This window comes from Kosakonia sp. H7A (assembly GCF_003028445.1).
Lineage (GTDB): Bacteria > Pseudomonadota > Gammaproteobacteria > Enterobacterales > Enterobacteriaceae > Kosakonia > Kosakonia radicincitans.
Map to the genome: position 1 here is coordinate 76,078 of NZ_PYTZ01000012.1, position 21,413 is coordinate 97,490.

Genomic DNA, 21,413 nt, shown 5'->3' on the forward strand with positions numbered 1-21,413 from the left:
TCCGGGGGTATAGGAATGCATAATTCGATAAAAATTATCACTGTTTTTCTGTCTGCATTGATTTTGAATAGCTTTGCACAGGCAATGGATAAAACCTTATCTCCACCGGCGGACACAAAATGGGTCAATTTTGAAGTAAAAAATCCATCTCAGTATACAAAGCCATTCCCGCTTGAGGTTAGATACATCTCGTATGAATGCATGAAAAAGAGAATCAGTGGATTTGACGGCTCAGTTGTCACAGAACCCAGCTATAACGTTATCGGGATCCCAATGATGCCAAGAAGTGGAAATATTTGGGAAGCAAAAGTGGCTATGACTGATGGTGGTTCATGCAAATGGACTTTAAGTGCAGTAAATGTAGGTGTTGAATATATAGATGCGGCCCATCTTGGGAAGGATCTTATCCCAGGCTCTGCTGTAGGTGGAACGGTTGCATTTGATGATGATGCCTCTAGGAATGGACAATTTGAAATCATAAGTTGAAATAGATTCAATTACGCCCCTAAATATTACCCCGTATTAGAACGGTGGAGTACTCAAAAGAATTCTACAAAATCAGATAAGCTGAACTTATTTGGGGGGGGAAGTTCCTTTTTTGATGTTCGTTTGATTGTAAAAGATAATGATGTCTGGGTGAATTACCATCCAATAATCGAAGAAAATAAGAAAGTTGAGATGATATTCCCTTATGAAAAGAAAAAAGGAGTGGCATTCACTTTTGTATACCCCAATGGTGAAAGGGTGTCATCGCGAGAAATAAAACCTGACTTTAAAAAGGTTGATGAAATGAAAGTTAATTGATTGTGTGTTTTTAATAGTCGAGAATTAAATATGACAAAAGGTTTGGTTTTACTTGGTGACAAAACTTCTCACGGCGGAAAAGTGATCTCCGCCTCTTCCAATATTACTGTCGACGGGAAAAAAGCCGCATTGGTGGGTGATATGGTGAGTTGTCCGGTAGATGGGCATGGAACTAATCCTATCGTGGAAGGATCACCGCACCGGACATTTAACGGCCGCGCTGTTGTCGTCGATGGCTGTAAATGTCAGTGCGGTTGTACTGTAATTTCAAGTGCTCAGAACAGCACGGTAGGATAAGCAATGGGCTGGGAAAGGACGAAAGCAACAACGATGGAGTTGCCTCCTGAACCATCTTTTACGGGATGGCTGTTGGCTGGTGGTGTTGCCGCGGTTGTGGGTATTTTGCTGTTTATTCTGCATGCGTCAGGCATGGTTAAGGCACTGGCTGCATTCAATATCTGGTGGCTGGCATCCAGCCCTGTTCTTGGCTGGTTTTTCCTGTTTTGTTTGCGGGGATGGCTGTGGGGCAGAACAGTCAATGAACATCAGTTTTTGCAGAGGGAGGCGGAATACGGACAGCAACGATGGGAAGCCTGGGCTGGACGCTATCTGGCCGTCCTTGGAAGCAGCATACTGCTACCTTCCGGAGTGACCTCTGACGCCATTGCTAAATCTGGTGCTACAGATGCGCCGCAATTTCTTTCACTGACCAGCCATTTTGATGCGCAATCGGTGAATTCCACCTCCTTGCTTGAACTGGGGCTGGCCGGTGTACAAAACGCGATCGCGATGCTGCCTGCGACAGTGCCGTTCAACGTCACCATTGTGAGCGACATGATTTCGTCAGACTTCGAGACCCGGTTTCGCAAATCATGGGGGAAAATTTACCCTGGGCGTGCGCTAACAGGTTCAGTTTCATGTTGTGAAGCCCTTTCTTTTGCCTGGCTCGAGGAGCGCCTTAAAAATCCCATTTTCGATATTGATTTGATCCTGATATTGCAGGACCAGGGTGCTGAACAGTATTCCGATGCACTCGCAGCGATGGTACTTACCAGCGATGATGTTGCTGAAAAATACCAGCTTTCACACTCCGCCCGCATATTGCGACCGATGCCGCTGGACATGACAAATTTCAGGGCTGATATGGGGTTGTTCCTCGAAACACAAACGATCGCCTGTCAGACATCAAACGTGTTCTGTGATTACGGGCACTGGAATGACGGGTTTGCTGATCTAATGACCGCGTCTCAATCACATCTGACACCGTGGGTGCCCCAGGAAATTGATGTACTGGAAAAATATAACGGAATTCCAGGGGGCGGGAGTGCGTGGCTTCTAGCCACATTACTGGCCGACATCGTGTCCGTCAGCAACAAACCTGTTTTAGGGCTGTTTACCTCAGGTACTGATCGTTTTGTCAGTACTGTTACTTCAGGGAGTGGAAATAATGATGCCGGGTAGTACATGGAGCAGAGGGGGGCTTGCCGGCATAATAGCCTGCATCTCAGCGATTATAGTGGCCTTGATCCTGCATTTTGGTCCCTCGTATGGCCTTGATACCCGACTGAAGCAAGTGCTTGCATTTGTTACCGTATGGATAGTCTTGCTGATTGTTTTCTATACGCCGTTCATGTTCCGGTACATGCGGGAAAAGTATCACCGCTGGCGGGAACAGAAGAACAATGCGTTGCCTTCTGATGAATCAAGAGTTGCCCGGACTCCGCCACGCAATGTCACCGTTGATTCCATCCGTGACGCCATGCGTAACCTCTACGGCCGGCGCTGGGGACGTAAAACACGCATCCTGCTGATAACCGGTACGACCGCTGAAGTAGAGCAACTGACTCCGGGTCTGACGGCTCAGCTCTGGCAGGAAGACCGCGGCACACTGTTGCTGTGGGGCGGTGACCTCAATACGCCAGCAGACAGTGCCTGGCTGACCGCGCTGCGTAAGCTGCGCCGTCGTCCGATGGATGGCATGGTATGGGTCACCTCGGCCTTTGACCAGCTCTCAGCACCTGGGCTGGAGCAGCCGCTGCCGGTACCGTCTGAAAGCACCATGGATTCCCTGTCTCATGCTATCAGCGCGCGTATGGATACGCTTGGCTGGAAACTCCCGCTGTATGTCTGGTGCTTGCACCCACGAGCCGGTAAGCCGGAAGGACGCATTACGCAGGCGACCGGCTGCCTGTTGCCTGCCGGTTGTCGTACCGAGGGGCTGGCAGAACAACTTTCCGCCCTGACGCCGGATTTGACTTCACAGGGCCTGCAGCAGACCTGCGGTGAGGTGAAACATAACTTCCTGCTGACGCTGGCTGACCAGCTCATTCGCGAGCCACAGAGCGTGACTGCACCGCTGTCGGTGATGCTCAATCCGTACCGCCCGTTGCCGCTGGCTGGCGTGGTGTTCAGTCAACCCTCAGCTGGTGCTGAACGTGCCGTGCCGCACCACTGGGGCATGGATAAGCGCTGGGATGTTCTGCCTGAATCCGTCCGGACGCTTCCTGCCGGACTGCGTCCGCGCAAACCGGGCATTCCATGGCGCAAAGTGTTTGCGTCAGTTGCTGCCCTGGCGATGGTGGGCTGGGCTGTGTGGATGGGTATCGCGTATGTCACCAACCGCAGCCAGATAGCTGGCGCTAATGTACAGGCCACACTTGCCGCCCGCCAGAATCAGCCGCTGGAACAGCGCCTGCACGCACTGTCTGAACTTCAGAAAACGCTGGCCCGACTGCAGTACCGTTCAGAACACGGCGTGCCGTGGTACGAGAAGGCCGGACTGAGCCAGAATAACGCCCTGCTGGCCGCACTCTGGCCACGTTATCAGGACAGCGCACTACCGTTATTGCGGGATGCGGCTGCGGACCATCTGCAGACTCAGCTTAGTGCCTTCAATGCGCTGCCGCCAGGCAGCCCGCTGCGTGAGCAGATGGCAAAAACCACCTGGGAGCAGCTCAAGCTCTACCTGATGCTGGCGCGTCCGGAACATATGGACGCCGCCTGGTTCAGTTCGGCGCTGCTTCGTGACTGGCCAAAACGTGATGGTGTGAAAGACGGCGTCTGGCAGGGCGTAGCACCGTCGCTGCTGTCGTTCTATGGTGCGCAGCTGGTCACGCATCTAGAGTGGAAGTTCCGTGCTGATGAGGGCATGGTCAGCCAGGCGCGCTCGCTGCTGGTTCGCCTGATGGGTGTGCGCAACAGTGAATCGACCCTGTACCAGAAGATGCTCTCCCAGGTGGCACATCTGTATGTCGATATGCGCCTGGAAGACATGACCGGCGATACCGATGCATCCCGTCTGTTCAGTACCACGGAAGTCGTGCCGGGTAGCTGAGAAAGATATCCGCCTTCAGCCGGGCGGGGCGGTGATGGTGGATATGCCGATGGATGAAAATGCGCAGTATGTCGCAGTGGCTGGTATGTTTATGTCGCCGGACCAGGTGAACAACACCTGGCGGGTGGTGCTGAGCCGTGATGATCTCGATCCGGATAAAGCCCGGGTGATTGAGGCCGGTAACAACCGCCTGACCCTGAAGGCACTGAAAGATGATTGAGTCATCCCGTCCCTCACTGTATGAAACTCTTTATGGCAACTTCACTGGCGGCTTTGACCTGCATCAGGTCAGCGAGCAGAACCAGGTCGTTTTGTCCGTACTTGACAACATGCAGCGCGTTCTCAACTGTCGCGCCGGCACGCTGGCGCATCTGCCTGACTATGGGTTGCCCGATATGACGAAAATCCTGCAGGGAATGCCGGGAACGGCCCATGAGCTTATGGGCACATTGTCTGTCGTCCTGCTCAAATATGAGCCACGCCTGAAAAAGATAGGCGTCGTTCTGCTGGAGCAGAACGTCCCCGGCGAACTGCGCTATGCCATTGATGCTGAACTTAAAGGTATTGGCCTGGTGCGCTATGGCACGGAGTTTATGCCCGAAGGACGGGTGCTGTTGCGACATCTTAAGCAACAGCAATATCTCGACACGACAACCCGTATGTAAAGCCAGAGAATATCCTCTCAGTAAAATCTTGCTGTATATCAGCGATCACTGGAAGAAGCCCTGCTTACCGCTGAAGGTGCACACAGGGAAGATCTGCTAAGAGAGCGCTTTAAACTGGAACAAAAAATCCGGGATGTACATCGGCAATGTAGAAAGCTAAGCCGCATAAATAATAACCCTCCTGTGCTGCATATTAATTAAATGGACAACTGGTCATGAATGACATTCCCTACCGTAAAATTAAAACTGGCGGTGACCCACGCACGCTGGCGGATTATGAAGCTCTGCGCGATGAGCTGGGCAAACTGACTCATCCGGCTCGCCCGGATGTCAACTGGCAGCATGTAGAAAAACTCTGCCTCTCGCTGTTCGGGCAAAATGGCGTCGAACTGCAAACTGCAGCCTGGTATACCCTTGCTCGAACCCAGCTGGCAGGGTTGCCCGGCCTTAATGAAGGTCTGGCAATACTGGAGGCTCTTATAAACCACCAGTGGGGAACGCTCTGGCCACAGCCGGTCCATACGCGGATGGAGATCCTCAGTAACCTGAGCCTGCGTCTACAGCAAGTGATGCGCACTCTGCCACTTAACTACAGTGACCTGAGCCAGCTTTACACAGCAGAACAGCAACTTACCAGCCTTGGAACGATCCTTGAGTGCCTGGAGCTTAAGCACCTGAGCCAGTTCGATACCTTGCGGACGCTGATGCACAATAATGCCGTCAGGCTGGAAAATAGCGACGGCGCATCGGGTTCTGATGTTTTCGTTCAGCCTGGTATCCTGTTGCCGGGGATAATGGATGGCGCGAAAATAACGGCAGAAACCCCTTCTGCGCTACCTCTTCCAAAGAAAAATACAACGAGGTGGGTATATGTTCCCCAGCCGGAACATATACCGAATGTGGACGTTCTGTCAGTGATGCCGGTGCCGATAAAAAAATGGAAATTTTTCGCTGCGGGGATGTGTACCATGCTGGCGATCGGCGCTACAACGCTGTGGAGCTGGCACGTTTTGCGCCAACCTGACCCGCTACAGGTTCAGCTTGCTGCATCTTTGGCACCGTTGCCTGCAACTCTCACTCCTGTGCAGCGGGATTTGCTGAGACAGCAGGCTCCTCTGGAGCAAGCCTTCATTACGCAGACACAGCAGCAACTTACCCGCCTGGAGAAACTTCCCCCTGACTGGAACATTGCCTACAGCCGTCAGTTAATTGAGCAGGCTCAGGCGCTGTGGCCGGAGCAGGCTAAATCCATTGTTTTACAATGGTATCAACAACTTAATGCCAGTGCGTTGTCAAAAGAAGACCTGGACGGCTGGCATCAGGGGATGACGAAGCTAAAGCAGCTGAGCGATCGATTGAACAGGCTGGACGAGCAGAAGGGAAGATACATGACGGTCAGCGAACTGAAGTCAGTCGTATTTTCCGCCATGCAATCCTTTAATCAAACCATACCGGTCGAAGAACAATTGCGGGCACTGTCGCTGACCCCGGCTGGTCAGGCTTTGTCTTTGGCCGATAAGACCCGGCTGGAGATGCGTCTGAAGCAGCTGATTACCCGTTATGCAGAAATAAAGCAGACTGCGTCGGAAGAGTGAACATCATTTACAGGGAAGGGAACTCTGGTGATAAAAAACGTAACGCTGAGCAGGCGCAGAAGCCTAAAACAGGCGTTCCGGAGGGGGAGGGGATAAAGGGGCATCAATAATAGCCAGAGGCCTTCTTCTTCGGTGACAACGATATTTCCCGGCCCCTTCTATATGCCGTTCTGGTGTTCTACGGGACAGGCATTTCGGCTTCCTCTGTTCTGACTGTGGATGCCGGATAGATATGTCACCAGAGCGAGCACCAAACAATCATGCCCCCACAGCGAAATAGAGACTCGTCAGGGTCGTATAAAAAACTGGCGGCACATTATTATAAGTGCGCATACTATATGTTTACTTATTAAGGCTGATGGGGATTTTATGAACAAAGATAACGTCTGGAGTAAATCCTTTACGCTCGCTGTAAACAGCAAGCCGAAAGCAATATGGCAGGCATTTATCGACATAGATAACTGGAAGCGATGGAACCCTGGCGTAAAGTCAATCACTATCGAGGGGCCATTTCATACGGGAACATGGTTCACGATGGAGTTACCGGAAGGTGATGTTGTTCGTAGCCAGCTTATCGATGTTTCTGAAGAAAAGTATTTTATTGATGAGACCAGGGTAGATGAAACGCTGGTCAAAGTTGAACATCGTATTGAAGCATCAGGTACTGGTCACTGCATGTTGATTTATGCTATCAGCACGCAAGGTCCCCAGGCTCAGGCTTTCGGAGAGGGAATAAGCTCGGACTTCCCTGAAGTGATGGCGGGGCTGGCAAAATACCTTGCGGAAACAGGTTCAATGTAAATGACATCTGAAAATAAGCCCCTTCCCAGCGCTTTCGAAGGGCCGGACGAGAGCCCCGGCTATTTACTGTGGAGAGTGTCAAATAGCTGGCAACGCGAACAACGAAATGCCCTGCAACACTTAGGCCTGACACACACGCAGTTTGTCGTTCTGGCTGTAGCCAGTTGGTTTGAGGAAAAGGAGGCGCTGACACAAATACGGTTATCACAGCTAACCGGGAGCGACACGATGACGATATCCCAGGTTGTTCGTGTCCTTGAAAAGGCAGACTATCTGGAGCGTATTCCGCATCAAAAAGACACGCGTTCCAAAGTGATTAGGGTAACAAAAGCGGGGCGGGAGCTGGCTGAACAAGCCGTGCAGGTTGTAGAAGCCACCGATAAAAAATTTTTTATGCCGCTTGAGGATAATGGACAATCCCTGGTGACTTTGTTCCGAAAACTTCTCCGATAACCCCGAATCCTGCTGTTGGCGATGGAATAATAGGGGCGTAGTTAAGTGGGGCGATGGGATTTATGCAGTCGTGAGAGCTACTGTATAACATATTTGACGTATATTTTCGTACGGTTGGGCATCAGCTTCCACTGATGCCAAAGTTTTCGTCGATGCCGACAATGCCCCGCAGCAGGAAGTTTTTGATATGCACAAAGATAAAGAGTTTCGTTTATATCGCCCTTTGAAGGATATTACGCATACTTTCGGCGAAGAGTGGTTTGCGCTGAAAGCAGAAGCCTTCGCACGTTTTTTCGGTACACCGACATTCCTTATTGGGCAGACTATCGCGGTGATCGTGTGGATTGTTCTGAACGCAGCAGGCGTCGTGAAGTTTGACCCCTATCCCTTTATTTTGCTCAACCTGGCGTTCAGTATTCAGGCTGCCTATGCAGCTCCGCTGATCCTGTTAGCGCAAACCCGACAGGCGGAGCGCGATCAGGCGCATGCGCTGGCGGACGCGCAGCACCGCGAAGATCTGGATGACGCAATGGCGAAGCGCCAGATGCTGGCCGAGGAGCAGTCGGCACAACTGTTGGAATTGCTGAAACAAAATACGCATCTGACCGAGCTGACCCGGCAAATGGCCGAGCGTATCGAAACGCTCGCAACGCAGCTTGCGCAGCGTGAGTTGCACTGACAGCAGCAGTCAATTTCTGGTGGTGGCTGGTTTCCACAATCTGCCTGCTGCCAGACAGTTGGCAGTTATCGCTCGCAATGGAACGAAATCACCCGTAAAGCTGGTTCTTAAGCAGACATGACAGGCTGCTATGTGCGATGAACGGATAATGAATTTTTCGGCAGCGCTCTAAAATTGAATGGTTCGAATTACCGATAAACTTAAATTTCAAGTGCCGCAAGGATTGTGGCTTCCATTTTCTCCGGGGTGGTGAACGGCGCAAAACGCTTGAGCGGTTTACCGTCGCGTCCGATCAGGAATTTAGTGAAGTTCCACTTGATCCGCCCACCCAGCACGCCGGGCAATTCGTTTTTCAGATAACGAAACAGCGGGTGCGCTGCACTTCCGTTGACCTCAACTTTCTCGAACATCGGAAAGCTCACACCGTAATTAATGTGACAGGTTTGCGCGATGTCGTCGGCGCCGCCGGGCTCCTGTTTACCAAACTGGTTGCAGGGGAAACCAAGCACCACCAAACCCCGGGCGGCGTATTTCTGGTAGAGCGATTCAAGGCCTCCGTATTGTGGCGTGAAGCCACAAAGGCTGGCGGTATTAACGACCAGAACCACCTTACCTGCGTAGTCGGCCATAGAGATAAGCTGGCCGCCCAGACTGGTGGCTGTAAGTTGATGAAAGGGAGTCATAGCGGAATCCTCAAAGCAGAACCAGTTTGACGTCGGCATTGCCACGTAGCTCGTTATTGCCGGGGCCTGGAGAGTAGATCCTGTTCCTGATTGTGTGGCAGGTCTGGATCGTGTGCGATACATCTTTGCAAAGTCGAACGGAAAGAACAACAAACAGGCGACCGTTGACCTGTGCTCCGGGATAAAAAAGTATTTTTTTTCGAATAGATTCAGAAGGTGTGGCGTTTACCCATCATTAACACACTGATGGAGTCATAATTTATGACTGGAACAACGCAACCGTTAACACGACAGCGCTACGATAGCTTTACCCTGGTACTGCATTGGGTCACCGCAGCCTGTGTCATTTTCCTGTTTGCAAGCGCACATATCTGGGAGCAACTTGAGCGGGGGACGCCGCTGAGAAAAGGGTTGCAGGCTGTTCATATTTCTTGCGGAATTCTACTGGCACTGGTGATGGTAATCCGGCCGCTATGGCGGCTATACAGCCAGCACTCTCCCCATTTATCGATGCCGCCGGTTGAAGGTGCAAGGCTTGCTAAACTGCTCGCACATGGCATGCACGGCGCGCTTTATCTCCTCCTTTTCGCACAAATCGTGCTTGGGTTTCTTTTCCGCTGGTCGCAGCAGGAACCCTTCTCGTTCTTTGGTCTTTTCGACCTGTCTGGCTGGGTGCAGATTACACCAACGCTACGGCATACCCTCGCTCAGTGGCACGGCAATGTGGCCTGGGCACTGGTTTCGCTGGCATTTGTGCATGCTCTGGCGGCGCTTTTCCATCACTACCTGTTACGGGACAGCGTACTGAGCCGTATGCTGCCTGGCCGTGCTTTTCGTTAACCCGGAGTTCACCATGAATCTATTTTCGTTTTCACATTCCGCAATTATTCAACGTCTGCTGCCCGTGGTGTTTGTTCTGCTAACCACGCCGGTTTTTGCCGCAGGTGACGATAATACCAACAGCAAAACGCCGGATTGTCCCACCGGGCAGGTGTATGACAGCACGACAAAACAATGCGTACCCGAGAAAACAAGCCAGCTCAGCGATGAAGATAAAACGCGTTATGCTTATCATCTGGCAAAAAAAGGGGAGTATCAGGCGGCCCTGGATCTGCTCAACACGCTGAAAAATGGCGATACTGCGGAAGCCTGGAATTACCGCGGCTATGCCACACGTAAGCTGGGTCGTACTGATGAAGGTATCGGCTATTATCAGCGTTCAATAGCACTCGATCCGACCTATGCCAAAGTACGTGAATACCTTGGTGAAGCATGGCTGGTGAAAGGGCGTCCTGACCTGGCAAAAGCGCAACTGGAAACCATCGCCACACTTTGCGGCCAGAGTTGCGAAGAGTACAGGGATCTGCAGGCTGCTATCGACGGCCATCCTGAATCCTGAGAATGGTATGAGGATAAAAAAATCACTACCAGTGACGTCCGTCAGCATCTTGCTGAACATCTGACACGCCTGTGGCGCTATGGGCTGGTTCTGTCGCGTAACCGCGAGGTTGCCGAAGAACTGGTGCAGTCTACCTGTGTCCGAGCGCTTGAAAAAAGCGCGCAGTTCACCCCCGGCACACGCATTGATAGTTGGTTATTCACTATTCTGCATTCCATCTGGATTTCAGAGGTGCGTTCCCGCCGGGTGCGGTTGGGGCAGGGGTTCGTTGAAAGCGATGAATTACTGGCGCCGGATACGTATGAACAGGATGAGGCGCGCCTGCACTATGCGAAAATTATGCAGTACGTGAGCGCTCTGCCGGAAGCACAACGCAATGCGGTATTTTTAGTCTATGTTGAAGGTTTTACCTATCAGGAGGCGGCAGATACATTGTCTGTCCCGATTGGCACGATCATGAGCCGGCTGGCTACGGCGAGGGCGAAAATCGCCCAGGTGATTCACACGCCGCACCCTGTACAGGAGAAGCGATATTGAACTCAATGATATTTACAGCACCGTACAGCGATGAAGCGATAGTCGCCTGGCTGGATGGCGAAATGCAGGCAAGTGATGCAGAGCGCTTTGAGGCGGCGCTCGGTCAGGATAAACAACTGGCGGAACGAACAGAAGTGTTAAGGCTCAACCAGACTGATATTGCCCGCGCCTTCGCGCCCCTGCTGAAAGAGGCGCCGCAGTCTCGCCTGGAGGCACAACTGGCCAACATACTCGCCCAACCATCGGCAACCACTTCCGGTGCAAAGGGAGTTAGCCGACGAGCGTTGATCGCGGCCTCGCTCAGTTTTCTGGTTATCGGTTCAGGGCTGGGCTATTTCGCGCGGCCTGCCACAAAGGCTCAGGGTGAGAGCGAAAAAATTCGTGACCTTGAGGCACAGTATATGTCTTTGTACAGTGCAGAAACGTTGCTTGATACAGACAGTTCCCCGTCAGCATTGCAACGTGGACTGGCGCGTACTGCACAAGACATAGGTTTGCAGGCGAATGAGCAGCAACTTGTGCTGCATGGGGCAGAGCTGAAAATGGTGCGTATGCTGCGCTATGACAGCACCTCGATTGCGCAAATCGCCTGGATGCATGCGGATTATGGCCCGATGGCGCTGTGTATTTCACCAGACCGCCAGCCAGCCAGCACAGAACTGAATCAAGAACAGCGCCATACGATGAATCTCATCTGGTGGCATTCCAGAGGCTACCAGTTTGTGTTGATTGGCCGTAACCCTGCTTCCCAACTGAAACAAAACGCACTGACGCTACAGGCTGCGCTTTCATAGCAAAAGGGATGCACCGGTATGCTGGCCGGAGATGTTTATACGGCCTGATGCAGCCGGGCCTGAATCTCAATATTGATTGTCACGTTGTCATCTACAAGCGCAGCGAAACTGTCCATATTGAATGCTGAGCGTGAAATCGTCGTTGAGGCATGCAGATAAATGCTCTCAGCACTGGTGAGCCCGGTGTTTTTCCCCATCAGTAAGGCATCCAGAATGACCGGGCGCGAGACGTTCTTAACCGCCAGTGTGCCAAAAATCCGAAAATGGCCCTGTCCCAATGCCACCACGCGGCTACTGATGAAAGTGATATTCGGATAGCGTCCAGCGTCAAAAAAAAGCGTCCCTTTCATCTGCCAGGTTAACAGTGTGTTAGACGCCTTCAACGTCGCCACCGGAATGGATACATTGATAGTGTCGCCCTCGTCGTTTCCGGCATTGAGTGCAATATCACCCGTTACATCTCCCAGTCTGGCCTCAGAAGTATCGCCAAATGCATGCCAGGAGAGGGTAATCGTTGTTTTCTGCGTGTTGATACTGTAGTTAGCAGGGCTGGCATATAACGAAAAGGGATTGATTAAAAATCCGAGAGCGATTACAGGCACGATACGCGTCATGTTGATAATCCTTGATGTGTTTAGCGTGTAAACGTGCCAGCCGTGTTTTTTATTCGATTCAGGGTTCACCTCCATTGTGCAAATACACTTAAAGCGATTTGCTCCCCCGTTGATTAACACCATCTGAAGTTACAACCTCTGCCCTGGCACAAAGCTGACCGCCTGAAAAGTATCCCCGGCAGGGGAGATTTTCCGTTTTCCAGGTGGGCCTCATATACCCCTTCCATTGTGAATGTACACATATCGATGTGTATCCATCGCTGCCCCGTTATGGTGCGAAAGTTTGCACCATGCACAATATCCTGACGGTTACCTGCAGATTAATGAGTATTTGTGTGCAATGTGCCCACTTCATTGTGTGGCCTCTGCCCAGATATTTTTGGCATATCTCTTGCTCTTTTGTGCATAGCCATTCAGATAGCCACTCAGAGGTTCAACTATGTCAAACAGCAATGATTTTCCGCTCGTCGAAGCGCCTGCATCAGGGCGCAAGGGTATATTTTCGATTTCCATGGTTCTGTTCAGCTTTACTTTCTTTACCGGCACGATGTTCGCGGGCGGTAAGCTCGGCGTCTCTTTTTCCATCGTTAACCTGTTGTGGATTGCCGTTATCGGTAACTTTTTGCTGGCCCTCTATGCCGCGTCGCTCGGCTGGATTGCTGCGCGCAGCGGGCTGAATACCGTGCTGATGGGGCGTTTTTGCTTCGGTGAAATAGGCAGTAAGCTCGCCGATTTTATTCTCGGTTTCGCTGAACTGGGATGGTACGCCTGGGGGACGGCGACCGTCGCCATTTCGCTGGTCAAAATCCTCGCCATACCTGAAGCCATGACCATTCCGCTGATGATCCTGTTCGGTATTCTGTTCTGCGTGACCGCGCTGGTCGGCTACAAGGGGCTGGATGCGCTGTCGCGCGTGTCGGTGCCGCTGATGTTCATTCTGCTGGTTATTTCTATGTATATTGCTGCCCATCACGCTGGCGGCTGGCAGGCGATGACCAAAATCGAGCCGGGCGGAAGCGAAACCATGGCCTGGTCAGCGGCTATCACCATGGTGTTCGGCACTTTCGCCAGCGGGGCGACCCAGGCGACAAACTGGACGCGTCTGGCCAACTCCAGCCGCACCGCCATCGTCGCCAGCATGGGCAGCTTCCTTGTCGGTAACGGGCTGATGATTGTTGCCGGAGCCTGGTGCGCTATTGTCTACCAGCAGGCTGATATCGTGGAAGTGCTGATTTTGCAGGGGCTGTCCGTCGCTGCGGTAGTGATGCTGTGCCTCAATCTGCTGACGATTCAGGGGCCGACGATTTATAACGTCTCGGCTGCCGCCTGCCATCTGCTGCGCAGTGAGCGCCGTCGCACCCTGACTATTGTCGCCGCTGGCGTTGGCATTCTGCTGGCCATTGGCGGTATGTATGAAATGCTGATCCCTTTCCTCGTCTTGCTGGGCAGCATCATTCCGCCCATCGGCGGCGTTATCCTCGCCGACTACTGGTTTTATCGGGGCGGCCGCTATCCGCTGTTGCAAACTGCACGTTTGCCGCGCTTTAACTGGTCGGGGCTTTGCGCCTACGCCGTGGGAGCCGTGGTGGCTTATCTGTCGCCATGGATCGCGCCACTGGTGGGCATTACCGTTTCTGCGCTGGTCTACATCGCCCTGACTCGCCTGAGTAAACGTCAGCCTGCCGCTGATTCGGTTGCGGAGCAGTAACCATGAGCCTGACGGTCAGAGAAATCCTCGCCCTTGAGGAACTCTCCGCTATGCGCCTGCGCGCGGGCAAGCAGGGACTGCAACTGGCGGTTCGCTGGTACTACGTCGCAGAAAATGAAAATATCGCCGAATGGATCATGGGCGGGGAACTGGTGTTTATCACCGGGATCAACCATCCCCGCGATGAAGACAACCTGATCCAGTTGCTGATGGAAGGCAAGCAGCGCGGGATCGCCGGAATGGTGATCCTGACCGGAGGCGACTATATCCAGTCAATCCCGCTGCGTTTGATAACCCTCGCCGATGAGTTGGGTATTCCACTGATCGAACAGCCCTATCTGCTGAAGATGGTGATTGTTACCGAACGCATTGGCACCGCACTGGTGCGCAGTGAAAACGCTCTGCAGTCGCAGCGCGATATTCTGATGCAGCTGTTAACCGGGGATTATCCCGATCTGCAAATCCTGCAGCAACGCGCGATCCATCAGCGACTGGATTTTACCCGCCCGCTGCGGGTCGCGGCATTACGCCTTGAGGGAATACAGAACCTGTTTCGTCAGTTTCCACCCGAGCAGGCGGAAGCATGGTTACAGCAGGCTCGCCGTAGCGTACGCCAGCGATTGCAGCAGCAACTCAATCAGCAGGGCAACCCCTTTCCGCTGGTAGAACGCAGCAATATGTTTATTTTCCTGCTTCCGGATGAGGAAGGTGAGTTTTATCAGCAGAAAAAGTGGTTACAGCAGTGGCTGCTCGCGCTGGCGGATAGCGACGATGGGTTGTCGCTACTGTGCGGCCTTTCCGCAAGAGTGCAGCAATTACAGGATTATCAGCGCGCGCTGTCGCAGGCGCGTCAGGCGCTGGACCTCAGCGATAATCTGCGTCCGGCCCAGCGCATTAGCGACTATCAACAACTGGGCTTTATCAAACTACTCTCTGCCATCGGCGACCCTGCGCTGCTGAGCGATTTTATGCATGACACCCTCGGCTGTCTGATAGAACGCGATCGCAAAAGCCCATGGCTGTTAATGGAGACGCTGGAAACGCTGCTCCAGGAGAACGGTAACGTGGTCAGGGCCGCCGAACGGCTTGGTATCCACCGCAACACATTACATCAACGTATTCAACGAATTGAAAAGCTGACCAGCTATCCGATCAGCCATCCGCAATTCCATCTCAACGCCTCGGTCGCTTTAACGATCTGGCGTATGTCGCAAAATCATTTACGGGAACATCCATGAAAATTATCAACGCGCGCCTGCGCCATAAAGAAGCGCTCTATACCCTTGAATTACAGGACGGTGTGATTAAAAGCATCACTTTGCAGACCTCAGCGCAGGTAGCTGAGGTCTGCGATATCGACGCGCAACAAAAACTGGTTATCCCGCCGTTTGTCGAGCCACATATTCATCTCGATGCCACCCTGACGGCGGGCGAGCCGGAGTGGAATATGAGCGGTACTCTGTTTGAGGGGATCTCCCGCTGGAGCCAGCGAAAAGAGAGCGTAACGGTTGAAGATACGCGTCAACGCGCGCTGAAAACCATCGGTATGCTGCGTGATAACGGCGTGCAGCACGTGCGCACCCATATTGATGTTACCGATCCCTCCCTGACGGCGCTTGAAGCCATGCTGATGGTGAAAAAAGAGGCGGCTCATCTTATCGACCTGCAAATCGTTGCCTTCCCACAGGAGGGCATCGAATCCTTCCCCGGCGGGCGAGATCTGATGACTCGTGCCATTGAGATGGGGGCCGACGTGGTGGGCGGCATTCCGCACTACGAAAACACCCGTGACAAGGGCGTCAGCTCACTTGTTTTTCTCATGGATCTGGCCCAGCGCCACGGCTGCCTGGTCGATGTGCACTGCGATGAAATCGACGATCCGCAGTCGCGCTTCCTGGAGGTGCTGGCGGAAGAAGCCCGGGTACGTGGAATGGGCGCGCAGGTTACCGCCAGCCATACCTGTGCCATGGGATCTTACGATAACGCTTACTGTTCGAAGTTGTTCCGGCTGCTAAAAGTGTCGGGCATTAACTTTATCTCCTGTCCGACCGAGAGTATTCATTTACAGGGGCGCTTCGACACCTGGCCGAAACGTCGCGGCGTGACGCGGGTGGCTGAACTGGACCGCGCCGGGATCAATGTCTGTTTTGCTCAGGATTCCATCCAGGACCCGTGGTATCCGCTGGGCAACGGCAATATTATGCGCATCCTCGACGCCGGCCTGCATATCTGCCATATGCTGGGGTATAAAGATTTGCAGCGCTGCCTCGATCTTATTACCGATAACAGCGCCCGGGCGCTGTGCCTGGGTGATAATTACGGCATTGTCGAAGGACGCCCGGCTAACCTGCTGATCCTTGACGCGGAAAATGACTATGATGCGGTCTGTCGCCAGGCCAAAGTGCTGACGTCAATTCGCCACGGTGAAATAATCATGCAGCGCCAGCCGGAACAGATTGGCTATCCAGCCTGACACGTTAAGCCCGGCCAGTTAACCTGCCGGGCTTAAAACGCGCACCTTATCCGGCCCCGATCCGCTGGTTTTCATCATTGTGGACAACTGGATAAGGTGCGCTTTCAGCGGCTTAAACGTCGGGTAGGGTTGACCTGCTCTCAATAGATGAATGTTGCGTGTGTAGTTCAACCGAGGGAGGTAGCGGCAATTGTAGGGGGCTCACTTTTCCTTGAACAGGGCATTTATTGATTCACGTTGAAACTGGTAGATATCGGCTGATGCCGCATAGCTAAAGTTGAAGGTAATATAAGGATGCTTATTGCATTCGGCAGACGTCAGGAGAGGGATATATGGTGTCCTGCAGGAATCGAATGTATAAATAATTATATGATTTAATAAAGAAAGTTTATAGTTGTTCATATTTGTTCCAACATTTATACCAACAAATAATTAAAGACTTTTCAACAGTATGTAGAAAGCCTTAGAACTTGAATATGTCGAGTAAGTCTGACAAGTTCAACACTAACAGATTATGGACTTTTGTTGGAGTATACACTTATGAAAAATTGGTCTCCTGAACATACGAAAGAGATCAAATCTTGGCTCGACATTGATACTTACCGCAAATTCGAAGAGCCTACATTTATACGGTTCTATCATGAGTTATGGGCAAGAACATTGTTCTTCAAAAGCTACAGAGAAAATTTTGAGAGCAAAGCTCTTATGGGATACTTCTCGAAAATCTTTAGTGGGAATCCTTTTCTGATAGAAGAAGAAAGGCTTGGGTATATGACTCCCGAAAACAAGTTGTTTCAACCACCTCATTTCTTGCTTACTACGACAGATGATATTGCTCGATTAAGCATACTTTCTATGAAAAGAGAAATGTATTTCTGGAGTGGTGGGGATGAGTATGCTGTAAATAAAGAATTTGAAGAAAAACCTGTTTCTGAGAGTATGCCAGATCAGTTTCCCCGGACAGTTATGTTTGAAATAGATTTAACAAGTGGGACTGACGAGGAAATTGCTGAATCACTTAAGGCTGCACTACCGCAATGGCGAAAAATTAAGGGTATAGAAGAAAATCCCCTGGAATCAGTTCGGTTTGGGTATGGAACTATCAAGAAACTGATCAACTATCGTGTAATACCTATGCTGGATATTCTGGTCTGGGCAGCCATTAAAAAATCCGCGTCTCTGATGACAGACTATCCAGGTTTCTATATACAGACGACGAAGCAGAAAGTGAAATGAGGCTACCCCAGCAAATTAAGGATACTGACCGACCTCTTGCTCTTAAAGCTTGCACGATTAATTTTATCAGGCAGTTCCATTTTTTTATAAACAAGAATAGTCACTTAAAAGAAATGAAGGTTTCTGACGTAATTAGACTTACAGATTAACAATGTGGTATATGCTGTGATGATTATATTTGTAATTGTATTTATTAAAGTTTTATTTTTTGACAAAAAATAAGTTAATGGTATAATGGAATAGCATTTTTTATAAAAATGGAGTGGGGTATGAAAAAGTACAAAGCTACAGATATCGCTAACTGGTTTATATACAAATTTGCGGAATCTGGAGATCCAATAACACATCTTAAAGTACAAAAATTGCTCTATTATGCTGAAGCATGGTATCAGGTTATAAACAATAGCGAACTTATTGAAGGGGAGTTCCAAGCATGGGCACATGGACCTGTCGTTCCTGAAGTTTTTCAGGCTTTTAGAAAACATGGCTGGAATACTTTACCCATGCCAGATAAAAGTGCATTGCCAAAAATTTCATCAGATGCGGAAAATATACTAAAGCAAGTATTGGACTCTTATGGGGAATTACCAGCTAAGACACTTGAAAACATGACACATAAAGATGAACCGTGGATTAAAGCAAGAGATGGTTTTGAACCAGAAGAACGTTGTGAGAATATAATGCCTAAAAGCGAAATAAAAAAATTCTTTAAACATAAATATGATATGTAAATCATGGCAAAAAAAGACAAAAAAATACCTAAAGATAAGATTAAAGATGAGTCTGAAAGTGTCTCCGGTTCAGTAATTGCAACCGAACTTGAAAAAATAATCTTTGATTTTCCTGGGTTAAAGAAGAATGGTGAGAGAGACAATAGTATAAAGAAAAAACCTTATGTTGTTTTGAAGTATTTTCAGGAAGGGTGGGAATGTTTTTCTGACTGGACACCAATAGAACTGAAGGCTTTTTCAAATTTTCTTAATATTCTTTCTAACCAGACATGGGAAATGGTCTATAAATCTGGCGGTAAAGGGCAAAACAAAGGAAGTTTAGGTTATACACAATACAATATTGCACAAATGAAAGCAGGGAAGGATATTCTGGAAGGTATCAGGAGTAAGCTTTCACCTGATATTAACTTTTTTGAGCTAAGAGTAACAGATAAGCTCAGAGTTCATGGGTTTCAATCGCAGGCTGCATTTTTTCTTGTCATGCTTGATCGGGAGCATAAGGTTTTTCCTCAATGAATATCGACCTTAATTTGTATTAGTCGCGGCTAATACAGTTTATAGTCTGCAAGTTCAAGACCGTTTTAATTCTTTTGGTAAAAAGGCATCAATTTCACTATCTGAAAAACTCATATCTTCCAGTTCTTGTAAAGCCATCTGCGCGGCTATATAAGCCTTGTAATTTGTGCTCGGAGAACCTGCGTATACAGACTGTAATTCTTTTGTTAGTTTATCTCTTTTTTCTCTTATTTTATCAAGGGAGATATCCCCAATGCGAATATCAGTCAACAATGAAAGATATTCTTCTCTTATAATCCATAGATCACAGCCAGCTTGCCGATGCTTTTGAGCCAGTTCTCCTAAATCATAATTTTTTGTATATGTATTTAAAATCAAAAGGATGGTTGAGAGGACAACACTGATAATAGCGCTAACGTTGCCCTTTTCAAAGAAAGTTGAAACTATTCCACCTGTAACTAAGGCTGACACGACTATTTGCCATAATTTTATGTTTTCATGCTTACGGATAAGTATGTCAGCACATTTTTCATGAGTTTTATGGGAGTAAACGACCCGTCCGTAACATTCTCTTATCTGCCCTTCAAGGATTAAACGGTCTTCATTCATCACGGTTCCCCTCGATTACTATTGGTACATGAATTCTATCTTTGGCAACGACAACTCCGTCTTTAACACAATAGCATTCGACAATGTGATCCCCACGAAAATTGGTGGACTCTATTTTCTGTCTCATCCCTGCATCTGCAACTATTTGTCCTCGAATATTATTTTTTCTCTTTGCCACTTCACCTCTATTCAATACTTTCCAGTATATATCATAAGGTTGTATAACTGAAATCTCTTTCACCTCAAACCTTAAATCCTTTTTATTTCGTAGAGGAATATGTCTTGAGATCATATCACGCAGAAAAAACTCTCTAAAACCATTTTGTTTCACTTCACAATCAATTTTTATGTTTTCTTTAATATCCACAGGGAATTTATCTTCGATAAATTCTTCTGTGTTTTTCCATGTTGCGTGGGTATGGAACGAAAGGGATTCCTTTGATACAGTTTCAGCTTTCGGGAACGGGCGACCATAGACCTTTTTCCATTTATCATTTTCATTCGATTGACCGTTAGCATCAATTGCTTCAAGACACAGATGGTATGCTTTTTTAGCTTTCTTTTGAAATTTTTTCTTAACTTTCACTCGTTGACGACTGCCAGGGGCTGAATACTCAGTCTGTTCTTCAAGTTAATGAATATATTTGAAAAAATCTCTACTTAACCAATCATAATAGTGATAGCTCTTATCATCATACTCAGTTGTTGAGTTTAGAAAATTGTATACCAGAGTATCAATCAGAAGCCCTCCCATAGCTAAGCCATGTTTGTTACGCCATGCCCTTATCATTTTACATAGCCGACGGAGGTTGCTATTTTTGTTTGCGTCAAGGTCATTTATAGCTGTCATTTCATCTCTGGGCTTCGTTATTTTCCAACTGCCACCGTTTTTCGTGTCAGGATATTTATAACTACAATCCTCTTGTTCAAAAACGGGCTGAACTTCAACATGGAAATTGGTATAAGTTACAGTAACGACAAGTCTGTCCACACGAACTTTCGTCGTCGGATACCTTTTTAATATTGCTGATTTGACATCTTGAAGTAGTTCTAATTGTTTACCGTCTTTGTAATTATCCCATTTTGATTTAGGCATAATATATAGCATATCTAGATCTGAAATACCTCTGATTCCCGTTTTTCTCCCAAATGAACCCACTTGTAAAGTATTTGCTGTATTAGATTCGGTATCTCTGAACTGTTTGTTTAAAGCAGTGGTTAATTCGCCATAGCGAGAGCTGATTGTTTCTGCATTATTGATAGATAAATTTGATATAAACCCTGAAAACATTTCAGATATAGTCATCGAATGAACTCCTCACTCTTAGATTTTTTGTTTATGTACGCTAAGGGTTTGCTACAACTTCACTTTGGATTTATGCTGTATGAATACACAGTTATATTAGCATAACTTCATCGAACGTTCAGGTGTTTATTTTTATTCATTAACATAATGATCTATAGTTATTTTTATGTAATATGCCCTCTGATCCTACTTGGAGGCACTCCCTACAGAAAAGGCATCAAAGCAGGAATCAAAGCGGCATTTCGGTTTTTTTCGTGGTCGCCGTATTTACATCAACGAAGGAAAGAACGCAAGTTAATCAATCTGTATCTACTTGATTAACATAGAATATGTCATCAACTTCCGCTTCTGGCTGTGAGTTCAACAGGTCGATGCAACGCTATCCTTAATCGAAGGGGGACGTTGCCATGAAACGAAGAACTCGCATCTACTACACACCAGAACAAAAGGCGATTATCCAGGACAGATATAAGCAA

General features: G+C 49.2%; 22 protein-coding genes and 3 pseudogenes. 20 read left to right on the plus strand and 5 right to left on the minus strand.

The window, feature by feature from the left end; genetic code table 11:
- The first annotated feature begins 15 nt into the window (after positions 1 to 15).
- The 10 genes and pseudogenes from CWM66_RS29340 (at position 16) to CWM66_RS25530 (ending at position 8,331) form a co-directional block, all read left to right on the plus strand.
- On the plus strand, positions 16 to 486 hold the full coding sequence (locus CWM66_RS29340; protein ID WP_233218428.1) for a hypothetical protein: 471 nt from the start codon (positions 16 to 18) through the stop codon (positions 484 to 486).
- A gap of 348 nt (positions 487 to 834) precedes the next feature.
- A complete protein-coding gene (locus CWM66_RS25490) occupies positions 835 to 1,101 on the plus strand; it encodes a PAAR domain-containing protein (RefSeq protein WP_071531985.1) in 267 nt (88 codons plus the stop codon).
- 3 nt (positions 1,102 to 1,104) lie between these two features.
- On the plus strand, positions 1,105 to 2,265 hold the full coding sequence (locus tag CWM66_RS25495; RefSeq protein ID WP_007371007.1) for a hypothetical protein: 1,161 nt from the start codon (positions 1,105 to 1,107) through the stop codon (positions 2,263 to 2,265).
- Positions 2,252 to 4,132 (plus strand): annotated as a pseudogene (locus CWM66_RS25500) (ImcF-related family protein); the annotation flags it as partial. The gene CWM66_RS25495 and the pseudogene CWM66_RS25500, both read left to right, overlap by 14 nt.
- Positions 4,119 to 4,358 (plus strand): annotated as a pseudogene (locus CWM66_RS25505) (type VI secretion lipoprotein TssJ); the annotation flags it as partial. The pseudogenes CWM66_RS25500 and CWM66_RS25505, both read left to right, overlap by 14 nt.
- On the plus strand, positions 4,351 to 4,803 hold the full coding sequence (gene tssE, locus CWM66_RS25510) for a type VI secretion system baseplate subunit TssE (protein ID WP_007371013.1): 453 nt from the start codon (positions 4,351 to 4,353) through the stop codon (positions 4,801 to 4,803). The pseudogene CWM66_RS25505 and the gene tssE, both read left to right, overlap by 8 nt.
- Positions 4,804 to 5,018: 215 nt before the next feature.
- On the plus strand, positions 5,019 to 6,398 hold the full coding sequence (locus CWM66_RS25515) for a VasL domain-containing protein (RefSeq protein ID WP_107147566.1): 1,380 nt from the start codon (positions 5,019 to 5,021) through the stop codon (positions 6,396 to 6,398).
- Between the two features lie 369 nt (positions 6,399 to 6,767).
- Positions 6,768 to 7,199, plus strand: coding sequence for an SRPBCC family protein (locus CWM66_RS25520; RefSeq protein ID WP_007371015.1), 432 nt, complete (start codon positions 6,768 to 6,770; stop codon positions 7,197 to 7,199).
- Positions 7,200 to 7,652 carry a MarR family winged helix-turn-helix transcriptional regulator gene (locus tag CWM66_RS25525; protein WP_035889059.1) on the plus strand — a complete coding sequence of 151 codons (453 nt, stop codon included), beginning with the start codon at positions 7,200 to 7,202 and terminating at the stop codon, positions 7,650 to 7,652. It begins immediately after the preceding gene.
- 187 nt (positions 7,653 to 7,839) lie between these two features.
- On the plus strand, positions 7,840 to 8,331 hold the full coding sequence (locus tag CWM66_RS25530) for a DUF1003 domain-containing protein (protein WP_007371017.1): 492 nt from the start codon (positions 7,840 to 7,842) through the stop codon (positions 8,329 to 8,331).
- A gap of 200 nt (positions 8,332 to 8,531) precedes the next feature.
- On the opposite strand, the gene CWM66_RS25535 is transcribed toward CWM66_RS25530, so the two are convergent.
- Positions 8,532 to 9,014, minus strand: coding sequence for a glutathione peroxidase (locus tag CWM66_RS25535; RefSeq protein ID WP_107147568.1), 483 nt, complete (start codon positions 9,012 to 9,014; stop codon positions 8,532 to 8,534).
- Positions 9,015 to 9,275: 261 nt separating this feature from the next.
- On the opposite strand from CWM66_RS25535, the gene CWM66_RS25540 reads away from it, so the two are divergent.
- From CWM66_RS25540 to CWM66_RS25555, 4 genes are read left to right on the plus strand one after another with little or no spacing between them, the layout of a single operon-like run.
- Complete coding sequence (locus tag CWM66_RS25540; RefSeq protein WP_007371019.1) at positions 9,276 to 9,854, plus strand: cytochrome b; 579 nt, start codon at positions 9,276 to 9,278, stop codon at positions 9,852 to 9,854.
- 13 nt (positions 9,855 to 9,867) lie between these two features.
- The gene (locus tag CWM66_RS25545) at positions 9,868 to 10,413 is read left to right on the plus strand and encodes a tetratricopeptide repeat protein (protein WP_035889061.1); all 546 of its coding nucleotides are present in this window, start codon (positions 9,868 to 9,870) and stop codon (positions 10,411 to 10,413) included.
- Between the two features lie 60 nt (positions 10,414 to 10,473).
- Entirely contained in the window at positions 10,474 to 10,950 is a 477-nt protein-coding gene (locus CWM66_RS25550; RefSeq protein ID WP_202625989.1) for a sigma-70 family RNA polymerase sigma factor, read from the plus strand.
- Positions 10,947 to 11,744, plus strand: a complete 798-nt coding sequence (locus CWM66_RS25555) for an anti-sigma factor (RefSeq protein WP_090396401.1) — start codon at positions 10,947 to 10,949, stop codon at positions 11,742 to 11,744. Before CWM66_RS25550 ends, CWM66_RS25555 begins: the two co-directional genes overlap by 4 nt.
- 35 nt (positions 11,745 to 11,779) lie before the next feature.
- On the opposite strand, the gene CWM66_RS25560 is transcribed toward CWM66_RS25555, so the two are convergent.
- Positions 11,780 to 12,358 carry a YceI family protein gene (locus CWM66_RS25560; RefSeq protein WP_107147569.1) on the minus strand — a complete coding sequence of 193 codons (579 nt, stop codon included), beginning with the start codon at positions 12,356 to 12,358 and terminating at the stop codon, positions 11,780 to 11,782.
- A gap of 439 nt (positions 12,359 to 12,797) precedes the next feature.
- On the opposite strand from CWM66_RS25560, the gene codB reads away from it, so the two are divergent.
- The 6 genes and pseudogenes from codB (at position 12,798) to CWM66_RS25590 (ending at position 19,022) form a co-directional block, all read left to right on the plus strand.
- Complete coding sequence (gene codB / locus CWM66_RS25565) at positions 12,798 to 14,066, plus strand: cytosine permease (RefSeq protein WP_090396403.1); 1,269 nt, start codon at positions 12,798 to 12,800, stop codon at positions 14,064 to 14,066.
- A 2-nt stretch (positions 14,067 to 14,068) separates the two neighbouring features.
- Complete coding sequence (locus CWM66_RS25570; protein WP_007371025.1) at positions 14,069 to 15,304, plus strand: PucR family transcriptional regulator ligand-binding domain-containing protein; 1,236 nt, start codon at positions 14,069 to 14,071, stop codon at positions 15,302 to 15,304.
- Positions 15,301 to 16,539, plus strand: coding sequence for a cytosine deaminase (gene codA, locus CWM66_RS25575; protein WP_079517612.1), 1,239 nt, complete (start codon positions 15,301 to 15,303; stop codon positions 16,537 to 16,539). The genes CWM66_RS25570 and codA overlap by 4 nt, the downstream gene beginning before the upstream one ends.
- 540 nt (positions 16,540 to 17,079) lie before the next feature.
- Positions 17,080 to 17,924: pseudogene (locus CWM66_RS25580) on the plus strand (DUF6387 family protein).
- Between the two features lie 120 nt (positions 17,925 to 18,044).
- Positions 18,045 to 18,506: a Panacea domain-containing protein gene (locus CWM66_RS25585; protein WP_107147571.1), complete on the plus strand. Its 462-nt coding sequence runs from the start codon at positions 18,045 to 18,047 to the stop codon at positions 18,504 to 18,506.
- Positions 18,507 to 18,509: 3 nt separating this feature from the next.
- Entirely contained in the window at positions 18,510 to 19,022 is a 513-nt protein-coding gene (locus tag CWM66_RS25590) for a hypothetical protein (RefSeq protein ID WP_107147572.1), read from the plus strand.
- A 54-nt stretch (positions 19,023 to 19,076) separates the two neighbouring features.
- Here the strand turns inward: CWM66_RS25590 and CWM66_RS25595 are convergent, their stop codons facing one another.
- The 3 genes from CWM66_RS25595 to CWM66_RS29350 are packed head-to-tail and all read right to left on the minus strand — an operon-like array spanning position 19,077 to position 20,937.
- On the minus strand, positions 19,077 to 19,631 hold the full coding sequence (locus CWM66_RS25595; RefSeq protein WP_107147574.1) for an SLATT domain-containing protein: 555 nt from the start codon (positions 19,629 to 19,631) through the stop codon (positions 19,077 to 19,079).
- Positions 19,624 to 20,217 carry a hypothetical protein gene (locus CWM66_RS29345; RefSeq protein ID WP_233218429.1) on the minus strand — a complete coding sequence of 198 codons (594 nt, stop codon included), beginning with the start codon at positions 20,215 to 20,217 and terminating at the stop codon, positions 19,624 to 19,626. The genes CWM66_RS25595 and CWM66_RS29345 overlap by 8 nt, the downstream gene beginning before the upstream one ends.
- Before the next feature lie 45 nt (positions 20,218 to 20,262).
- Positions 20,263 to 20,937 carry a nucleotidyltransferase gene (locus CWM66_RS29350; protein ID WP_233218430.1) on the minus strand — a complete coding sequence of 225 codons (675 nt, stop codon included), beginning with the start codon at positions 20,935 to 20,937 and terminating at the stop codon, positions 20,263 to 20,265.
- Between the last annotated feature and the right edge of the window lie 476 nt (positions 20,938 to 21,413).

Coding starts and splice junctions, on each gene's coding strand:
- CWM66_RS25495 (WP_007371007.1), top strand. CDS start 1,105: ATGGGCTGGGAAAGGACGAAAGCAACAACGATGGAGTTGCCTCCTGAA.
- CWM66_RS25595 (WP_107147574.1), bottom strand. CDS start 19,631: ATGAATGAAGACCGTTTAATCCTTGAAGGGCAGATAAGAGAATGTTAC.
- codA (WP_079517612.1), top strand. CDS start 15,301: ATGAAAATTATCAACGCGCGCCTGCGCCATAAAGAAGCGCTCTATACC.
- CWM66_RS25490 (WP_071531985.1), top strand. CDS start 835: ATGACAAAAGGTTTGGTTTTACTTGGTGACAAAACTTCTCACGGCGGA.
- CWM66_RS25540 (WP_007371019.1), top strand. CDS start 9,276: ATGACTGGAACAACGCAACCGTTAACACGACAGCGCTACGATAGCTTT.
- CWM66_RS29340 (WP_233218428.1), top strand. CDS start 16: ATGCATAATTCGATAAAAATTATCACTGTTTTTCTGTCTGCATTGATT.
- CWM66_RS25545 (WP_035889061.1), top strand. CDS start 9,868: ATGAATCTATTTTCGTTTTCACATTCCGCAATTATTCAACGTCTGCTG.
- CWM66_RS25515 (WP_107147566.1), top strand. CDS start 5,019: ATGAATGACATTCCCTACCGTAAAATTAAAACTGGCGGTGACCCACGC.
- CWM66_RS25585 (WP_107147571.1), top strand. CDS start 18,045: ATGAAAAAGTACAAAGCTACAGATATCGCTAACTGGTTTATATACAAA.
- CWM66_RS25570 (WP_007371025.1), top strand. CDS start 14,069: ATGAGCCTGACGGTCAGAGAAATCCTCGCCCTTGAGGAACTCTCCGCT.
- CWM66_RS25535 (WP_107147568.1), bottom strand. CDS start 9,014: ATGACTCCCTTTCATCAACTTACAGCCACCAGTCTGGGCGGCCAGCTT.
- CWM66_RS25525 (WP_035889059.1), top strand. CDS start 7,200: ATGACATCTGAAAATAAGCCCCTTCCCAGCGCTTTCGAAGGGCCGGAC.
- CWM66_RS29350 (WP_233218430.1), bottom strand. CDS start 20,937: ATGACTATATCTGAAATGTTTTCAGGGTTTATATCAAATTTATCTATC.
- tssE (WP_007371013.1), top strand. CDS start 4,351: ATGATTGAGTCATCCCGTCCCTCACTGTATGAAACTCTTTATGGCAAC.
- CWM66_RS25530 (WP_007371017.1), top strand. CDS start 7,840: ATGCACAAAGATAAAGAGTTTCGTTTATATCGCCCTTTGAAGGATATT.
- CWM66_RS25590 (WP_107147572.1), top strand. CDS start 18,510: ATGGCAAAAAAAGACAAAAAAATACCTAAAGATAAGATTAAAGATGAG.
- codB (WP_090396403.1), top strand. CDS start 12,798: ATGTCAAACAGCAATGATTTTCCGCTCGTCGAAGCGCCTGCATCAGGG.
- CWM66_RS25560 (WP_107147569.1), bottom strand. CDS start 12,358: ATGACGCGTATCGTGCCTGTAATCGCTCTCGGATTTTTAATCAATCCC.
- CWM66_RS25520 (WP_007371015.1), top strand. CDS start 6,768: ATGAACAAAGATAACGTCTGGAGTAAATCCTTTACGCTCGCTGTAAAC.